Annotated in this window: 10 protein-coding genes and 1 tRNA gene; 10 read left to right on the top strand and 1 reads right to left on the bottom strand. The window is 48.1% G+C overall.

Annotated features, from left to right (window positions below; genetic code table 11):
* Positions 1-96 precede the first annotated feature (96 nt).
* The 3 genes from ACYQ1O_RS11290 (at position 97) to ACYQ1O_RS11280 (ending at position 8970) form a co-directional block, all read left to right on the top strand.
* Complete coding sequence (locus ACYQ1O_RS11290; protein WP_459991788.1) at positions 97-5589, top strand: glutamate synthase-related protein; 5493 nt, start codon at positions 97-99, stop codon at positions 5587-5589.
* 82 nt (positions 5590-5671) lie between these two features.
* Positions 5672-7408, top strand: coding sequence for a sulfite reductase subunit alpha (locus ACYQ1O_RS11285; protein ID WP_459991787.1), 1737 nt, complete (start codon positions 5672-5674; stop codon positions 7406-7408).
* A gap of 236 nt (positions 7409-7644) precedes the next feature.
* Entirely contained in the window at positions 7645-8970 is a 1326-nt protein-coding gene (locus ACYQ1O_RS11280) for a cyclic di-GMP phosphodiesterase (RefSeq protein WP_459991786.1), read from the top strand.
* 118 nt (positions 8971-9088) lie between these two features.
* Here ACYQ1O_RS11280 and fusA read toward each other — a convergent pair whose 3' ends face one another.
* Positions 9089-11173, bottom strand: coding sequence for an elongation factor G (gene fusA / locus ACYQ1O_RS11275; protein ID WP_459991785.1), 2085 nt, complete (start codon positions 11171-11173; stop codon positions 9089-9091).
* Positions 11174-11592: 419 nt separating this feature from the next.
* Here fusA and ACYQ1O_RS11270 point away from each other — a divergent pair.
* The 7 genes from ACYQ1O_RS11270 to pheT all read left to right on the top strand — a co-directional run bounded on the left by ACYQ1O_RS11270 (position 11593) and on the right by pheT (position 18533).
* Positions 11593-11669, top strand: a tRNA-Val gene (locus ACYQ1O_RS11270).
* A gap of 63 nt (positions 11670-11732) precedes the next feature.
* On the top strand, positions 11733-13643 hold the full coding sequence (gene thrS, locus ACYQ1O_RS11265) for a threonine--tRNA ligase (RefSeq protein ID WP_459991784.1): 1911 nt from the start codon (positions 11733-11735) through the stop codon (positions 13641-13643).
* A 17-nt stretch (positions 13644-13660) separates the two neighbouring features.
* Positions 13661-14185, top strand: a complete 525-nt coding sequence (gene infC / locus ACYQ1O_RS11260) for a translation initiation factor IF-3 (protein ID WP_459991857.1) — start codon at positions 13661-13663, stop codon at positions 14183-14185.
* 84 nt (positions 14186-14269) lie between these two features.
* A complete protein-coding gene (gene rpmI / locus ACYQ1O_RS11255; RefSeq protein ID WP_459991783.1) occupies positions 14270-14527 on the top strand; it encodes a 50S ribosomal protein L35 in 258 nt (85 codons plus the stop codon).
* A gap of 13 nt (positions 14528-14540) precedes the next feature.
* Positions 14541-14906, top strand: a complete 366-nt coding sequence (rplT, locus tag ACYQ1O_RS11250) for a 50S ribosomal protein L20 (protein ID WP_459991782.1) — start codon at positions 14541-14543, stop codon at positions 14904-14906.
* A gap of 215 nt (positions 14907-15121) precedes the next feature.
* Entirely contained in the window at positions 15122-16141 is a 1020-nt protein-coding gene (gene pheS / locus ACYQ1O_RS11245) for a phenylalanine--tRNA ligase subunit alpha (protein WP_459991781.1), read from the top strand.
* 16 nt (positions 16142-16157) lie between these two features.
* A complete protein-coding gene (gene pheT / locus ACYQ1O_RS11240; RefSeq protein ID WP_459991780.1) occupies positions 16158-18533 on the top strand; it encodes a phenylalanine--tRNA ligase subunit beta in 2376 nt (791 codons plus the stop codon).
* Position 18534 lies beyond the last annotated feature (1 nt).

Genomic DNA, 18534 nt, shown 5'->3' with positions numbered 1-18534 from the left:
CATGCGCCAGTCTCGTATTTGACTCTATCACGCATTGACACAAAAAAGAACATTAAACGCTGGATTGCCCAGCCAAGACCTAGAACGGGCAGATTAATGAATAGACAATCCCGATTGGATAAAACCCCAATGCTTTATAACGCTGATTTGTCACAAGATAGTTGTGGCGTTGGTTTTATTACCCACAAACAAAGCCTGCAAACCCATGATTTGCTGGTCCTGTCGCATCAAGCTTTATGCACCATCCCCCATCGTGGCGGCATGAGTGCAGAAGGTATTGGCGATGGCGCAGGGGTCAACATTGATTTGTCGTTAACCTTTTTCCGCAAAGTCACGGGTGACAACACTTTAGAGTTGGGGCAATTTGGCGTTGCCAACTTCTTTTTCCCCGAAGACCATGAGCGCTACGATGCCGTCGCCCAAGAACTGGTCGAACGCCATATGGCGGCTGCAGGCCTGCCCATTTTGTTGTGGCGCGTTGTACCCGTTGACAAAAGCGTCATTAACGAAGCCGCCGCCAAAGCCCAGTTGACCATTAAACAATGTGTATTTGGTCGCCCTGAATCTTTACAAGACGCCAGCCACGACACCTTTGAAAAGCACATTCAAGCCACTTTGCTGACCATTGAAGCCGAAGGCTTCGCCCGCACTGAACTGAACGGTTTCTACCCGTTGTCGATGAGTTCACGCACCCAAGTTTACAAAGGCCGCTTAAATTCGTTTGAAGTCATCCCTTACTTTATCGACTTGTACGATAAAGACCACGAAATCAGCACCTTATTTTTCCACACCCGATTCTCAACCAATACCGCGCCCGCCACCATGATGGCGCAGCCGTTCCGCTATATGGCGCATAACGGCGAGCTGAACACCGACAAGAAAAACCGCTTGAGCGAAAACGCCATCGCCAGACAACACAACAAAACCATCGCCTTCCCTTGCGGACAATCGGATTCGGGTCGTTTGGACCAAACCTTGACCCGCCGCATCAATGAAGACGGCATGGACATCGTCACCGCCATTTTGGCTATGATGCCGCCCGCGTGGGAAAACGACAGCACGTTATCGCCCGAAGTGCGCGCCATGTTTGAATACTTCAGCCTCTACGAAGAAAAAAATGACGGCCCCGCCGCTTTAGTCTTCAACGACGGCATCCGTGTCGGCGCAAGGCTAGACCGCTTGGGCTTGCGCCCGTTGCGCTCAGTAGAAACGGGCGAGTATCTGGCAGTGATGTCCGAAGCCGGACAAATAGACTTCCCACCGAAAGATGTTATCAAACGCGGTCGTATCGAAGCGGGCGGTATGATTTACTTCGACCACAACACCGGCGAAGCCTACAACAGCCATGAAATCATGGAACGCTTGGCAAAAGAACAAGATTACCAAGCCCTGCTGAAAGAGCGCTGCGTGCATATGAGCGAATTGCCCAGTGTCGCCTTGTCTGAAATCAACAACGACCACAGCCTGAACGTTGACCAACGCCATACCGCCTACTCGCTCAACCAAGAAAGCTTCAAATTCTTGCTTGACCCCATGTTGACCACCGGCATGGAAAAAGTGTCGGCAATGGGTTATGGCATTGCGCCCAACGCCTTATCCAGCGCAGAAGGCGGCATGTCGCGCTACTTCAGCCAGCGTTTCGCGCAAGTCACCAACCCGCCGCTCGATTCCATCCGCGAAAGCGACGGCATGACTTTACGCGTCGCCTTAGGTGCAAAACCCAATTTCTCCGAACTGCCCAGCAAACAGCTGTTCATTGAAAGCCCTATTTTGCAACGCACCCAGCTTGAGCAAATCCGCAGGCAAACGGCTGTCAGCACGGTCACCTTGGACATGCTGTTCAAACCCGACTTTACCAATGCCAAAGCTAACGCTGACCATTTGGAACAAGCTTTATTGGCAGTGTGCCAGCAAGTTGAAGCGGCAGCCCGCAACAACACCGGCATCATCATTTTAAGTGACGTGAACATCTGTCCAGAACACGCGGCAATTCCTGCTTTGTTGATGATCTCTGCCGCCAACCAACACTTGGTCAAACAAGGTTTGCGCTTCAACTCTTCTTTGATTGCCGAAACCGGACAAGCCGCCAGCCCGCACGACATTGCCACCCTTTTGGGTTTTGGCGCATCAGCCATTTGCCCGATCAGTGTCCACAACCGTATCGCCAGCTTGTACCCAGCGGCTGACCAGCAAAAAATTCTCGACAAGTTCCAAAAAGGCACCGAGAAATCGCTGATGAAAACCATGGGGAAATTTGGCCTTTGTACGGTAGAAAGCTACATCGGTGGCGAGTTCTTTGAATCCAACTATCTGGATACCGACGAACCCAAACTCAGCCCCTACTTCCCGAACATCCACGCATCTGTCGGTGGCGTGCGTTTTGCCGACATTGCCGCCAGTGCCGCCGAATGGCATCACAAAGCCTTGTCTGTCACTGCCGAAAAAGACATTCCCTTCTTAGGTTTGTTTAAAGAACGCCAAGACGGCGCAGGCCATTCTTATGGCAACACCGCCATCCGTGAATACATCAATATGACCGACGAGGCCATTTTGTATATTCCGCAAGAGCAAGCACCCGTCGCCAGCGACACGGCTTATCTTGATACCGGTTACGAAAAACGCACGCCAGAGCAAATTGATAATTTCGGCATTACGCCTGCCTACCGCAGCTTTGCCAAAAATCTGTACTTGGAACGCGATGCCAGACCTGCGGCCCTACGCGACATTATGGATTTTCCGGCAGATGTCAGTGCAGCAAAAACGACTGCTGATTTTGACCGCATTTTAGGCAAACAAAACCTACGCGGAAACATCAATTATCTGATCCGTGGCTTAAGCGTGACCGAAGCCGCCAGCAATAGCTATGTGGTGCACCTGACCAACAATCCATCAGCTGAACGCCTGCAAAAACTGGCCAAGCATTTTAATAACCGTTTTGCCCACGAAACCTTTACGGTTGCTATTGAAGGCGACGCACTCGTTATTAAATCTACTGACAAAAGCCTGCTGTTAAACAACTATCTCGGTACACTTAAAACAGCACCTGAAGCCATTGCCTTAGCCGATGTGCAACCTGCGCATGAAATCACCAAAACCATCGCGTCTGGCGCGATGAGCCACGGTGCATTGATTGCCGAAGCCCACGAAGCGGTTGCTTTAGGCACTAACATCGTTGGCGCATTAAGCAACTCCGGTGAAGGCGGCGAACATTCCAGCCGTTTCAACACCTTGCGCTCGTGCAAAATTAAACAATTCGCCTCCGGTCGTTTTGGTGTTTGGGCAGGTTATTTGGCTGACCCCACCATTGAAGAAATCGAAATCAAAATTGCCCAAGGCGCAAAACCAGGCGAAGGCGGTCAGTTGCCTGCTGCAAAAGTGTCGGTTGAAATTGCCGCCTTACGTGGCGGTACACCTCGCGTAGAGCTGGTCAGCCCGCCACCGCACCACGACACCTATTCCATTGAAGACTTAGGCCAATTGATCCACGACGCCAAAGCCGCCCGTGTTCGGGTGGGCGTTAAATTGGTGTCTTCCGAAGGTATCGGCACTATTGCTGTGGGTGTTGCCAAAGCTGGAGCCGATGTTATCAACGTTGCCGGTAACACCGGCGGCACGGGCGCTGCGGCGGTCACCAGCTTGAAAAACAGTGGACGCTCACCGGAAATTGGCATTGCCGAAGTCCATCAAGCCTTATCAGCCAACGGTTTACGCGATAAAGTCATCCTGCGTTGCAGTGGCGCACATCAAAGCGGCACGGACGTTATTAAATCCGCCATTTTAGGTGCCGACTCGTTTGAATTTGGCACCACCGCGTTAATGATGCTGCGTTGCGTCATGGCGAAAAACTGCAACATCAAATGTCCCGCCGGTTTGACCACCACACATGAAGAATTCAAAGGCGATGCACGTGTATTGGCGCAATACTTTATGAACTTGGCGCATGAAGTACGTGAAATCCTTGCCTCGCTGGGTTATAAAAGTTTGGCTGACATTCGCGGGCAAACCGACTTGCTGCACCTGATTGACCATCCGGCTATGGTCGGTCAGCTCGACCTGAGCAAAATGTTGGCTTATGTCGATGTCGTCAAAATTGCCAAACCCATTTATTTAGAAGCGTATTTCAATATTGACGACAGCATTATTGATCGCGTCAAAAGTGAATTATTGAGTGGCAAAACCCAGCAGGTTGTTATTGAGGGCAGCGAGTTTAAACTCAACAACTGCAATAAAACCGTGGGCGGACAAGCATCCATCGATATTGAACGCATCCTCACCTACGGCCTAAGCGAACAACAAATTGCTGACAACAAAGCCATTTACACGTTCGTCACGGCTGATGGCAGAAAACGCCGTTACTTGGCACCCGACAGCGTCATTATCCGCACCCACGGTTCTGCCGGACAAAGCTATGGCGCATTCCTTAACGACGGTATGCGCTTGGAGCATTTGGGTACTTGTAACGACGGCGTTGGCAAATCGGCTTGCGGCGGCATTTTAGTGGTTGAATCCCCAGGCGGCGGTATCAAAACGCCAGGCAACAACGTGCTGATCGGCAACTTCGCCCTTTTTGGCGCAACTGGCGGCAAAGCCTTTATCAACGGCGAAGCCGGCGACCGCTTTGCCGTGCGCAACTCCGGTGCAATGGCGGTGGTTGAAGGCGTGGGGGATTTTGCTTGCGAATACATGACCAACGGTGCAGTGCTTAACATCGGCGGCTTTGGCAAAGGCTTCTGCAATGGCATGTCCGGAGGTAATGCTTACCAGTATGACCCTGAAAACCGTTTGGAAAAACTTTACGACAAATCGTCCGTAGCCCTGCACAGCCTAACCGAAGACAGCGAAACAGCACGCGCGCATGAATCGTTTATTAAAGCCATGCTGGAACAACATGCCGCTTACGCCAACTCCAGCAAAGCCAAAAACTTGTTGGCTAATTGGGAAAATGAGCGCGTCCACTTCAAATTTGCCTTGCCGTTGTGGTTAAACAAAACCCAATCTGCCCAATTCTTGCAACAAACCTTAGACCGCAAAGAAATGCTTGAAGAGTTGGCACAAGAATTGGCGCGGGTACAAATCGAACAAGTCAAAGTCGGTTACACAAAAGGGCAAGCCTTGTTTAACGGCGCTATCCCAAACTACGGTACAACCGATTCTGCACTGACCTTTAAACTGGTCAACAGCTTTGCCGTGTTGGAAAAATCCCAACAAGTCGCGCGCGAGATGTTAAAGCACTTGCCGGAAGCGCAACGCACCGCTGCGCATATCGAACAAGCGGCGCGTAAGTTGATTATCGAACGTCCACGTAAATTGCAAGAGGCTTTAGTCAAACTGACCCGCGAAGCCTACAGCAATTACCATGACGATCAATTGTCTTGGTTGCTGGCGGACAAACGCTTAAACGATTACAAAACAGCCTTGATTAATCGCTCTGTACAAAGCATTTACTCCATCGGCTCTACTGCTTGGATTATCGAACAGGAAAAAATCAACCAACAAGCCTTGGCTGACATTCCTTCTATTGATGAATATCTGGCAAGCTTGGTTGGCTTGGGCATCGTTCAACAAATGCTCAGCGGGCAAACCGCCTGATCTTCTCCATTATCAATTACACAGGCATCTTCATGACCAACATGAAGATGCCGCTACCCGAATAAATTTGTCAGTGATTTAAATGAATACACCTCATATCCCTTCAGACGCGCCTTACAGTGACAGCCAGCGGGCTTGGTTAAACGGCTTTTTTGCCGGCATGCACACGCAAATGATCCAAAGCGCAGGCTCCACCAATACCGACGATGCCCGCACCGTATATATTTTATACGGCAGCCAAACCGGCAATGCCGAATCCGTCGCCAATGATGCTGCCAATGTTGCCAAAGCCCACGGATTAAAACCCTTGGTAAAAAGCATGGGCGAAATTGAAGTCTCCGCTTTCGCCAGCATGGATTATTTGTTGATCGTCACCAGCACATACGGTGAAGGTGAAATGCCTGATAATGCGCAAATGCTTTGGGAAGCGGCGTGTACCGACGCCATGCCCAGACTAGATAACATGAAGTTTTCCGTGTTGGCGTTAGGCGACACCAGCTACGATCTGTTCTGCCAAGCCGGTAAAGATTGGGATGACAAACTGGCCGCCCAAGGTGCACAACGTTTGTATGAACGCGTCGATTGCGATGTCGATTTTGAAGAACCCGCCAACAGTTGGATTAGCGCCGTTATCCCACAAATGGCGGATGGTGCCAAAGCCGTCGTCGACACGACTGCAAAAGTGGACGATAAACCACAGTACAACCGCAAAAACCCTTTCCCTGCCAAATTATTGGTCAATCGCATTCTGACAGACGCCTCTTCCTCCAAAGAAACGCGTCATTACGAAATTTCAATTGCCAATTCAGGTTTAAGCTACGAAGCGGGCGATGCCCTGTGCGTTGTTCCAACCAACTGCCCCGAACTGGTCGCCGACATTTTAAAAGCCATTGGCTGTAAAGGCGATGAAGCGGAACCCGTCAACGGCGAGCTTATGCCTTTGCAAGAAGCCTTGCGTACACAATTTGAAATCAAATTGCCCAGCAAAGAATTTGTACAAGAAATTGCCAACCGCTCGGGCGACCAAGAACTCAATGGCATTTTAGCAAGCGGCGACAAAGAACAACTGAGCAACTATTTATGGGGGCGCGATACTTTAGATTTATTGCTACAGTTCCCGAACAGTGAGTTTTCAGCCTCCGAATTCTTAGCTTTGCTAAAACCGCTGCAACACCGTGCCTACTCCATTTCATCCAGCGGAAAAATGCATCCTGAAGCCGTGCATTTAACTGTTGCCAGCGTCCGCTATGATAGCCACAACCGCCACCACAAAGGGGTTTGCTCAACCTTCTTAGCCGATTTAGTCGACAACAGCACCGAGGTGCGTTGCTTCTTCACACCCAACAAAGTGTTTAGGGTACCGGAAGACAACAAGTTACCTATTATCATGGTAGGACCCGGTACAGGTGTTGCCCCCTTCCGCGCCTTCCTGCAAGAACGCCAATTCCGCAATGCAGAGGGTAAAAATTGGTTGTTCTTCGGAGACCGTAATGCCGCCACCGATTTCATCTATCAAGATGAACTGCTGGCACTACAGGAAAGCGGTTTTTTAACCCGCTTAGACTTGGCCTTCTCGCGGGATCAGGAAGAAAAAATCTACGTACAAGACCGCATGCATGAACACGGCGCGGAATTGTTTGCATGGTTGGAAGAAGGTGGTTATTTCTTCGTTTGCGGCGATGCATACCGCATGGCAAAAGATGTTGATAAAGCCTTACATGAGGTCATCGCCCAACATGGCAAACTGTCTGAACAAGCTGCAATTGACTACGTTAACCAATTGAAAAAAGATAAACGTTACGTCCGTGATGTCTATTAGGTGTCTACATAGCTGATCTGCATAGTATTACCGGTAAAGCATTTTTCCGGTAATACTATGCAATAGCTTGTTATAAAACAAAGGATTATTATGAAATTCAACCCGTCAATTGAACAGGACAACTTTATTAAGCAATAAATTTGCTGCGTATTTCCTCATCTAAACTATACTTACTAGCCAAATTTGCCTCATCATTTGAGACTGATAATTAAAAATAAATTTTACGGACATCAAAAATGTTTATTAAAAATTGGTGGCAGTCTCGGCAGAAAAAACAATCAAAAAAGCCCGGCGGTAGCACTTATTCCCTAGAAAAAGTATACACATCCGTCAATAGTCTTGAGCTAGGCATGTATATCGTTGAGCTGGACCGACCATGGCTAGACTCGCCTTTTTTATTTCAAGGCTTTGAATTAAAAAATCAAAATGATATACAAGCAGTAAAAAACGCCTGTAACTACGTTTATGTCGACATGACAAGAAAACGTAATGTAGCCCCTCAAAATCCAAACAGCCTCACCCACACCTTCCCTACTGTACTTAACGACCATTTCATACCCAAAAAGCTAGGATCGTTTGAACAGGAAATCCAAAGGGCTGAAAAAACCTTTGCCAATACGGAAGTCCTGATTTCGGACTTCATGCAAAAAGCCGCGAAAGGCGTTGAAATTGATGGTTGGCTAGCAAAAAAAGCCGTAGCCGAATGCGTAAACAGCGTCCTGCATTCGCCTGATGCCATGCTCTGGCTAACCCAATTGAAGGACAAGCACGAATATACCGTACAGCACAGTTTAAACGTCTGCGTGTTGTCCATTGTATTGGGTCGACATATCAATTTGCCTGAAAAAAACCTCAATATCTTGGGTTTGTGCGGCATGATGCACGATATTGGGAAAATGCTCATACCATTGGACATCCTTAACAAAAATGGTATTTACAACGAGGAAGAAATGCTCATCATGCAAACCCACACCACTTTGGGTTATGAGCTGCTGAAATCAACCAAGCATATCCATTCGAGCGCATCAGAAACTGCCCTGACCCATCATGAACGCCTTGATGGCAGCGGATACCCACGGCAAATCCGGCAAGCAGCCATTTCTGATTTTTCAAAAATCGTTGCCATTGCCGACACCTACGACTCAATCACCTCGACACGTTCTTATAAATCTGGAAAAAATCATCTCGAAGCAACCCAAATGATGATTAAAACAGCGGGGACGCTGCTTGACAGAAACTTAACCATCAAATTTATTGAAAGTATTGGCGTTTATCCTCCAGGCTGCTTAGTTATCATGACCAATGGCGCCATTGCCATCGTTGTTGAAGTCAACGAAAAATTGAAGCTGCGCCCTAAAATCATCATTATTCTGGATGAGGACAAAAACCCAGTCCCAGAAAGAATCATCGACTTATCAGAGATGGTTACCGATAAACGCGGTGTTTTGTACACTATAAAAAGCGTAACGCGCGCAGAAGAATGGGAGATTGATTGCCGTAAATATTACGAAAGGGGCGTTGTGCAAAAAAGCTTTGCAATGCAAAAAGAGAATCTCAAATAGACTTAAATATAAAGCCTTTGATAAAAAACTGAAACCAAGGCCGATCGCTTGGGTTATCTAAGCGGGAAAGTTGAGGAAAGCAATAGCCGCCGACCATTAATGGTCGGCGGCTATTTTTTTATTTCGCTTTATTGCGTTCGTTGACTTCTTTAATGACTTCGTCAGCAACGTTTTTCGGACATGGCATGTAGTGCGAGAACTCCATAGAGAACTGACCACGGCCTGATGTCATGGTACGCAAATCGCCAATGTAACCGAACATGTCGCTCAGTGGCACGTCAGCTTTAATACGCACACCGGTGATGCCTGGATCTTGTGATTTAATCATGCCACGGCGACGGTTTAAGTCACCAATCACGTCACCAACATGCGCATCTGGCGTAAACACGTCAACCTTCATGATTGGCTCCAACAATTGTGGACCCGCTTTCGGTAAGGTTTGACGATAAGCAGCACGGGCAGCAATTTCAAACGCGATAGATGACGAGTCAACTGCGTGGAAACCACCGTCGGTCAAAATCACTTTAAAATCCAAGCAAGGGAAACCTGCCAATACACCTTTGTCGATACAGGCTTTAAAGCCTTTATCAACGGCTGGCCAATATTCGCGCGGCACGTTACCACCGGTTACAGTCGATTCAAACACAAACCCAGAACCTGGCTCACCTGGCTCGATGATATAGTTGATTTTCGCGTACTGACCGGAACCACCAGATTGTTTCTTGTGGGTATATTCGTCTTCGATACGTTTGGTGATGGTCTCACGGTAAGCAACTTGTGGTTTACCGACATTAACTTCGATACCGTGGGTACGTTTCAAAATATCCACTTTAATATCTAAGTGCAACTCACCCATACCTTTGATAATGGTTTCACCACTATCTTCGTCAGTTTCAACGCGGAAAGACGGATCTTCTTGGATCATTTTACCCAAAGCGATACCCATTTTTTCTGAGCCCGCTTTATCTTTAGGTGAAATGGCGATAGAAATAACGGGATCAGGGAAAACCATTGGCTCCAAAGTCGCTGGTTTGTCTGGATCACACAAAGTATGTCCGGTTTGGACGTTTTTCAAACCAATCAAGGCGATAATATCGCCTGCTTGTGCTGATTCAATTTCAGAACGGTCATCAGCGTGCATTTCCACCATACGGCCAACACGTTCAGTTTTGCCAGTAAACGTGTTCAACAACGTGTCGCCTTTTTTCAGCGTGCCTGAGTAGATACGGACGAAGTTCAGTGCACCAAAACGATCATCCATGATTTTGAAAACCAAAGCACGAACTGGGCGGCTGGCATCAACAATGGCGTGTTCCCCAGTAGGATTACCTTCCAAGTCAACTTCAGGTTGTGGGCTGACTTCAGTTGGGCAAGGCAGATAATCAATAACGCCGTCCAGAACCAATTGCACGCCTTTGTTTTTGAAAGATGAACCACAGAAAGTTGGGAAGAAGTCCATTTTGATCGTACCGCTACGCAGGCAGCGCTTGATCTCTTCCAAAGTAGGTTCTTCACCTTCCAAATATTTTTCCATGATGTCGTCATACTGATCGGCAACCTGGTCGATCAATTTCGCACGCCATTTTTCCACATCCGCTTCCATATCGGCAGGCACGTCCTTGATTTCATATTTCAATGGATCTCCAGAATCGTCCCAGATCCAAGCTTTGCGGGTCAACAAATCAACAACGCCGGAGAATTGGTCTTCGCGGCCGATAGGCAATGTCATAACGACAGGCACTGCGCCCAAAACATCTTCAACTTGTTTGACAACGCGGTAAAAATCAGCACCCAATCTGTCCAACTTGTTAACATAAATGACACGGGCAACTTTAGAGTCGTTCGCATAACGCCAGTTGGTTTCAGATTGTGGCTCTACACCGCCGGAACCACAGAATACACCAACGCCGCCATCCAATACTTTCAAAGAACGGTATACTTCGATAGTAAAGTCAACGTGACCCGGGGTGTCGATGATGTTGAAACGATGGTCTTTCCAGAAACAGGTGGTTGCAGCCGATTGGATCGTGATACCACGTTCTTGCTCTTGCACCATGAAGTCGGTGGTTGCCGCGCCATCATGTACTTCACCGATTTTATGGATTTTACCGGTGAGCTTTAAAATACGCTCGGTGGTGGTTGTCTTACCGGCATCGACGTGCGCAAAAATACCGATGTTTCTGTATAACGATAGGTCTTTCATGTGATTACTCTAAGGTTGGACTTAAAAAACTTTTGGGTGGCTATTCGAAAGCCTGAAAACTCATGGAGCAATGGTTTGGCGCATCAATGTTATTGTTGTTCTTACATTGAAACGTTAGCCATAGCCTTCAAAAAAAGCGGGTACATTATTCGAACACATTTATTTGAATGGCTCAAAACACCGTAATCCGCCCAAAACACCATGAAAAGATGCTGGCACCCGAAAGCCGCCTATTTTAACCTAAAAATTGCTGTAAAAACATAGAAAACCCATATCTACTTGATAATGGCACGCACAAGGCTTACTATAAGCGGCTAAACAAAGGAAATCCCTTCCGCAAAAGACAACAAGGCAACAATATTTCTTCTCACTGTTGCCAAAACAAATTCTGTTGTTATAATACTGGATCTATTTTGTATAGGCACGTAGCTCAGTTGGTTAGAGCACCACCTTGACATGGTGGGGGTCGTTGGTTCGAGTCCAATCGTGCCTACCAGATTTCAAAAGCACTGCTAGCCAGTGCTTTTTTTATTGTATCAACACCAGAAAAATACTGCAGATGCCGCAAATTACCCTTCCAGATGGATCTCAGCGCGAGTTCGCACAAGCCGTCACTGTAATGGAAATTGCCCAATCTATTGGTTCTGGGTTGGCAAAAGCCACATTGGCAGGCAAAGTCAACGGCAAACTGGTTGATGCCAGCACAAGCATTGACTCAGATAGCAGCCTGCAAATCATCACCACGAAAGATGAAGAAGGCGTCGACGTCATCCGTCATTCATGCGCCCATTTGTTGGCACAAGCCGTCAAAGAATTGTTTCCAGAAGCGCAAGTCACTATCGGCCCGGTTATTGAAAACGGGTTTTACTATGACATCGCCTACCAACGCCCATTTACACCCGAAGATTTGGCTGCAATTGAAAAAAAAATGCAGCAACTATCCGATGCGGATTTCCCAATCAAGCGCACAGTAAAATCTAGGGACGAAGCCATAACTTTTTTCAAAGGTCTGGGTGAACACTATAAAGCCCAAATCATCGAATCCATCCCCGTTAACGAAGACCTTTCTTTATATGAACAAGGCGGCTTCATTGACTTATGCCGCGGCCCGCACGTACCCAGCACCGGAAAAATAAAAGCCTTCAAGCTAATGAAAATCGCCGGCGCTTATTGGCGCGGTGATGCCAAAAATGAAATGCTGCAACGCATTTACGGAACAGCATGGGGCGATAAAAAGGATTTGCAAGAATATTTGCACCGACTTGAAGAAGCCGAAAAACGCGACCACCGCAAGCTAGCAAAAACATTAGACCTCTTCCATACCCAGGAAGAAGCGCCCGGCATGGTATTCTGGCACGACAAGGGCTGGACTATTTACCAGCAGGTCGAACAATACATCCGCGAAAAACTACGCGTAAATGGCTATGGTGAAGTTAAAACCCCACAAGTAGTTGACCGTTCGCTATGGGAAAAATCCGGTCATTGGGATAAATTTGGCAACATGATTTTCACGACACATTCGGAGAATCGTGATTACGCCATCAAGCCCATGAACTGCCCTTGCCATATCCAAATTTATAACCAAGGCATCAAAAGTTACCGCGACTTGCCAATCCGCTTAGCGGAATTTGGCTCTTGCCACCGCAACGAGCCGTCCGGCACCTTGCACGGCCTGATGCGGGTCAGAAACTTTGTACAAGACGATGCCCACATCTTCTGTACCGAAGAACAAATACAAGACGAAGTTTCAACATTCATCGACTTGTTGTTTGCCGTCTATAAAGATTTTGGCTTTGAAGAAATCATCATCAAACTGTCTACCCGCCCTGAAAATCGCGTTGGTGACGACAGCGTTTGGGATAAAGCCGAATCTGCACTCGAGCTGGCCTTAAACAACAAAGGCTTAAAATGGGATTTGCAGCCTGGTGAAGGCGCATTCTATGGCCCGAAAATAGAGTTCTCTCTGAAAGACTGTATCGGGCGGGTTTGGCAATGCGGAACCATCCAGGTGGACTTCTCAATGCCCGGCAGATTAGGCGCAACCTACATCGCCGAAGACGGCTCCAAACAAGTGCCTGTCATGTTGCACCGTGCCGTCCTAGGTTCGCTGGAACGTTTCATTGGCATTTTGATTGAACAATTTGCCGGCACATTCCCGGTCTGGCTATCGCCTGTGCAAGTCGTGGTTATGACCATTGCGGATCGCCATGCCGAATATGCCAAAGAAGTACTTGGAACGTTTGAAACTCAAGGTATTAGAGTCAAAATCGACTTGAGAAATGAAAAAATCGGGTTTAAAATCCGCGAGCATTCCATGCTCAGAGTGCCTTATTTGCTAATTATTGGTGATAAAGAATTAGAACAACGTACCATCACCGTACGTACGCAAAAAGGCCAAGATTTAGGTAGTCTGTCCATCTCTGATTTTAGCCAGCAAATCAAACAAGAGATAACAGACAGAAAACAATAACATTGGAGGATTGAGATATCGCTGCTAAAAAAGATGAAGTTCGCCTGAATGACACCATAACCGCCAGACGGGTAAGGGTGACAGGCGCAGAGGGTGAATCATTAGGTATTATGTCGCTAGACGAAGCCAAGCAAATTGCCTATGCCGCTGATTTGGACTTAGTAGAAATATCACCCAATGCGGACCCTCCGGTTTGCAAAGTGATGAATTACGGCAAATTCCAGTTTGAGCAAAACAAAAAACTGGCGATTGCCAAAAAGAAGCAAAAGCAAATTCAGGTCAAAGAAATCAAATTCAGACCCGGTACCGATGAAGGCGATTATCAGGTAAAACTGCGCAGCCTCATTAAATTCCTTAACGATGGCGACAAAACAAAAATTACCGTCCGCTATCGGGGGCGCGAGATGGCTCACAAGGACATCGGTATGGATCAGCTGAAGCGCATCGAAAAAGATTTGGAAGAAATCGCCATTGTCGAACAATTTCCTAAATTGGAAGGTCGGCAAATGGTGATGGTGATGTCTCCCAAAAAGAAAAAATAACGGCTTTAACGAAGCCGTTTTTTCAGCAGAACAGGACGGACTGCCGATACCGTTTAGTGCGGTATTTATAAATCTTTCAGGGCCATGCATTTTGCCTTGCTAGGTTTTCTCAAGGATTTTTTTATTTTTAGTTGGAGCAAACAAATGCCAAAAATCAAGACCAACCGCGGTGCAGCCAAGCGTTTCAGACGCACTGGCAACGGCGGTTTCAAATGTGGTCATTCTTTCAAGCGTCATATCTTGACCAAGAAGTCCACCAAAAGAAAAAGACAAATGCGTCGGCCAATGGCTGTGCATCCATCTGACGTGCGTATGGCTTTACGCATGATGCCTTACAGTTAATTGAGGAGAAATCATGCCTAGAGTAAAACGTGGAGTTACCGCCAGAGCGCGTCATAAAAAAGTATTAAAGCAAGCGAAAGGTTACTACGGTGCCCGTAGCCGTATTTATCGCGTTGCTAAACAAGCAGTTATCAAAGCCGGACAATATGCATACCGCGACCGCAAACAAAGAAAACGTCAATTCCGCGCTTTGTGGATTGTGCGTATCAACGCGGCAGCGCGCCAGTTTGGCATTTCTTACAGCCGTTTAATCAATGGTTTGAGTAATGCAAACGTTGCTATTGACCGCAAAGTTTTGGCTGACATCGCCGTACGTGACATTGAAGCGTTCGGTAAAATTGCAGAAATCGCAAAAGCCAACCAAAGCCCATTGCAATAAACTAAGCTTTAAATAGGCCGCCCACTCTAAGGATGGAGAGGGCGGCTTTTAGCGTTTAGCGAAGTGCTTTTGGGTAACAATGCTGCTACACAGCAAGCCCATGAAAGTGTTATTGCGCAAATGATCCAGAACACTTTCATGGTCTTTAAGTAAATCTATCCAGACAAAGCCATTTAATCACTTACCTTTCCAACCTAACTCAGCGAGCTAAAAACGTGTCCGCTACCCTAGAAGAAATTCTCGCGCAGGCATTAAAAGAGCTTGCCGATGCACAAGACCTTACCCAACTTGACCAAGTCCGCGTCCAATATTTGGGCAAAAAAGGCTTGTTCACCCTGCAAATGAAAGAACTGGGCAGACTCGATCCTGAACAACGGCGCATCGTTGGGCAACAAGTCAACCAAGCCCGCGACAACTTCCAAGAACAACTCGAAGCCAAAAAAATATTCCTCGACAACGCAGCGCTGGTAGCACGCTTGGCAGGCGAACGTGTCGATGTCAGCTTGCCAGGCCGAGGACAAAACCTAGGTGGACTGCACCCAGTCACCACAACCTTAAGACGCATCACACAAATTTTTGCCAGCGTCGGCTTCCAAATGGTGGAAGGGCCTGAAATTGAAGATGATTACCATAACTTTGGCGCATTAAACATCCCCGACCACCATCCGGCACGGGCGATGCACGACACTTTTTATTTTGATGCCCACACCTTGCTGCGCACGCACACCTCACCCGTGCAAATCCGTGCCATGGAAACGCAAAAGCCACCGTTAAAAGTCATTGCACCTGGCCGCGTCTACCGTTGCGATTCCGATCTGACGCATACCCCCATGTTCCATCAAGTAGAAGGTTTTTTGGTGGACACCGATGTCAGCTTTGCCGACCTGAAAGGTGTGCTGTACGAATTCTTACGCGCGTTTTTTGAAAAAGACAGCCAAGTGCGTTTCCGCCCGTCATACTTCCCTTTCACCGAACCCTCTGCCGAAGTGGATATTGAATGCGTCATGTGTAACGGCGCAGGCTGCCGCGTGTGCGGTCAGACGGGCTGGCTGGAAGTGATGGGTTGCGGCATGATCCACCCCGAAGTGTTCAAATCGGTCAACATCGACAGCGAAAAATACAGCGGTTTTGCCTTTGGCATGGGGGTTGAACGCCTCGCCATGTTGCGCTATGGCATTAATGATTTGCGCTTATTTTTCGAAAACGATCTTAAATTCCTAGAACAATTTAACTAAGCGGGAAGTTTGAAACATGCTAATTAGTGAAGCTTGGCTGCGGGAAACCGTCAACCCCGCCATCAACACCGAACAACTCGTTGCCCAACTAACCATGGCGGGCCTGGAAGTGGATTCGGTAGAACCTGCCGCCGCCCAATTTAGTGGCGTCGTGGTCGGTGAAGTCTTGGCAATGGAGCAACACCCTGATGCCGATCGCCTGCGCGTCTGCCAAGTCAATGTCGGCACAGGTGAAGCTTTGCAAATTGTTTGTGGTGCCAGCAATGTCCGCGTCGGTTTAAAAATCCCTGCTGCCTTGGTGGGCGCAAAATTGCCGGGCGACTTCAACATTAAAAAATCGAAATTGCGGGGCGTTGAATCGCTCGGCATGTTGTGTTCGGAAAAAGAATTGGGCTTGGTCGCCGAAGCCAATGGCCTGATGGAATTGCCTACCGACGCGCCTGTAGGTGTCGATATTCGCGACTACCTGTCACTTAACGACAACATCATCGAAGTCGACCTGACCCCTAACCGCGCCGATTGCCTTAGCGTGGAAGGCATCGCCCGTGAAGTAGCGGTGTTAAATGAACTGGATTGGTCGGCAAACCCTATTGAAACTATTGAAGTTAGCCACGCCGACACCTTAAATGTCAGCGTTGCTGAACCCGCTGCTTGCCCACGTTACTTAGGCCGACTGATTAAAAACGTCAATGTCAAAGCCGAAACGCCGCTGTGGATGCAAGAACGACTGCGCCGTTCTGGTATCCGTAGCTTAGGGCCGGTGGTTGATGTTACCAATTACGTGCTGATCGAACTCGGTCAGCCCTTGCATGCTTTCGATGCCGACAAACTGAACGGCGGCATCAACGTCCGTTTTGGCAAAGCAGGCGAACCGTTGGCCTTGCTTAACGGGCAAACCATTAACTTAGATGGTGAAACATTGGTCATCGCCGACGACCAACAAGCCTTGGCATTGGCAGGCGTCATGGGCGGCAGTTCATCAGCCGTCTCTGATGACACCCAACATATCTTCTTGGAGTGCGCTTTTTTCACCCCGCGCAGCATTGCCGGTAAAGCCCGCCGTTTTGGTTTGCATACCGACTCTTCACACCGCTTCGAACGCGGCGTTGATGCCACCTTGCAAGCACGCGCCATCGCCCGCGCAACGCAACTGATCTTGGACATTGCCGGTGGTTCAGCTGGTGCCATCACCGAATGCAGCAGCGCTGAACACTTACCGCAACGCCCTGCTATCGCCTTAAGGAAACAACGTATCAGCAAAATGCTGGGTGTTAACTTGGAAGACGAAGCCGTCTCCGGCATTTTCCAGCGCTTAGGGATGCTGGTCAGTCCACAAGATGACGGCTGGTTGGTCACTCCGCCCGGCTTCCGTTTCGACATCAGCATTGAAGCGGACTTGATCGAAGAAATTGCCCGTATCTACGGCTACAACAACTTGCCTAACAGCAGTTTGTTGATGCGTGCCGAGCTGGGCTTGGCAACCGAATCCGTCGTCGATGTAGACCGCGTTAAAGATTTGCTGGTAGATAGGGGCTACCGTGAAGCCATCACCTACAGCTTCGTCGATGACGACATCCAAAAAACCATCGCGCCAAACGATGAAGTTATACGCTTGCAAAACCCCATCTCATCAGAATTGGCGGTGATGCGCACCACACTGTGGTGTGGCTTGCTGAAAGCGGCGCTGTACAACACCAACCGTCAACAAACCCGTGTCCGTTTGTTTGAAACAGGGCTGCGTTTTGTCGTGCAAGATGGTCAACTGCAACAACAAAAAATGTTGGCGGGCTTGGCATTAGGGAACGCCTACAGCCAGCAATGGGGCATGGCGACCCGAAAAATCGACTTTTTCGACATCAAAGCCGATGTCGAAGCCTTGTTTGGCTTAACCGGTTGCACGGCAACGTTTGCGCCCGCCGAACAATCCGCCCTACACCCAGGACAAAGTGCGGAAATTTTAAATGCCAATGGCGAACGCATCGGTTGGCTGGGCATGTTGCACCCGTTACTGGAAAGCCAATTAGGCTTTGACAGCCAAGTCTATTTGTTCGAACTCGACCAAGACTTGTTGCTCAACAAACAAATTCCGGCCTTCAAGCCGTTATCAAAATACCCGTCGGTGAGCCGCGACTTGGCTTTAATCGTTAATGAAACGGTCAACGCCGATGACATTGTCAACTGTATAAACCGTTGCAACGAACCTACGTTAAAAGGCATCACCCTGTTCGACATTTATCGAGGCAAGGGTGTTGACGAAGGCTACAAAAGCGTCGCGCTGAGCCTTAACTTACAAAATGAAAAACAAACACTTACAGATTCTGAAGTTGATGCTATATTAAACAGAATCTTAGAGAACCTGACGAACACCATTAATGCAAAACTGAGGGATTAAT

Source organism: Methylosoma difficile (assembly GCF_054657615.1).
This window is presented reverse-complemented; position numbering and strand designations above follow the sequence as displayed.

Excerpts from the sequence above, each read along its gene's own strand:
- ACYQ1O_RS11290 (WP_459991788.1), top strand. The coding sequence starts at position 97 with ATGAATAGACAATCCCGATTGGATAAAACCCCAATGCTTTATAACGCT.
- pheT (WP_459991780.1), top strand. The coding sequence starts at position 16,158 with ATGCTAATTAGTGAAGCTTGGCTGCGGGAAACCGTCAACCCCGCCATC.
- ACYQ1O_RS11280 (WP_459991786.1), top strand. The coding sequence starts at position 7,645 with ATGTTTATTAAAAATTGGTGGCAGTCTCGGCAGAAAAAACAATCAAAA.
- ACYQ1O_RS11285 (WP_459991787.1), top strand. The coding sequence starts at position 5,672 with ATGAATACACCTCATATCCCTTCAGACGCGCCTTACAGTGACAGCCAG.
- rpmI (WP_459991783.1), top strand. The coding sequence starts at position 14,270 with ATGCATTTTGCCTTGCTAGGTTTTCTCAAGGATTTTTTTATTTTTAGT.
- thrS (WP_459991784.1), top strand. The coding sequence starts at position 11,733 with ATGCCGCAAATTACCCTTCCAGATGGATCTCAGCGCGAGTTCGCACAA.
- fusA (WP_459991785.1), bottom strand. The coding sequence starts at position 11,173 with ATGAAAGACCTATCGTTATACAGAAACATCGGTATTTTTGCGCACGTC.
- rplT (WP_459991782.1), top strand. The coding sequence starts at position 14,541 with ATGCCTAGAGTAAAACGTGGAGTTACCGCCAGAGCGCGTCATAAAAAA.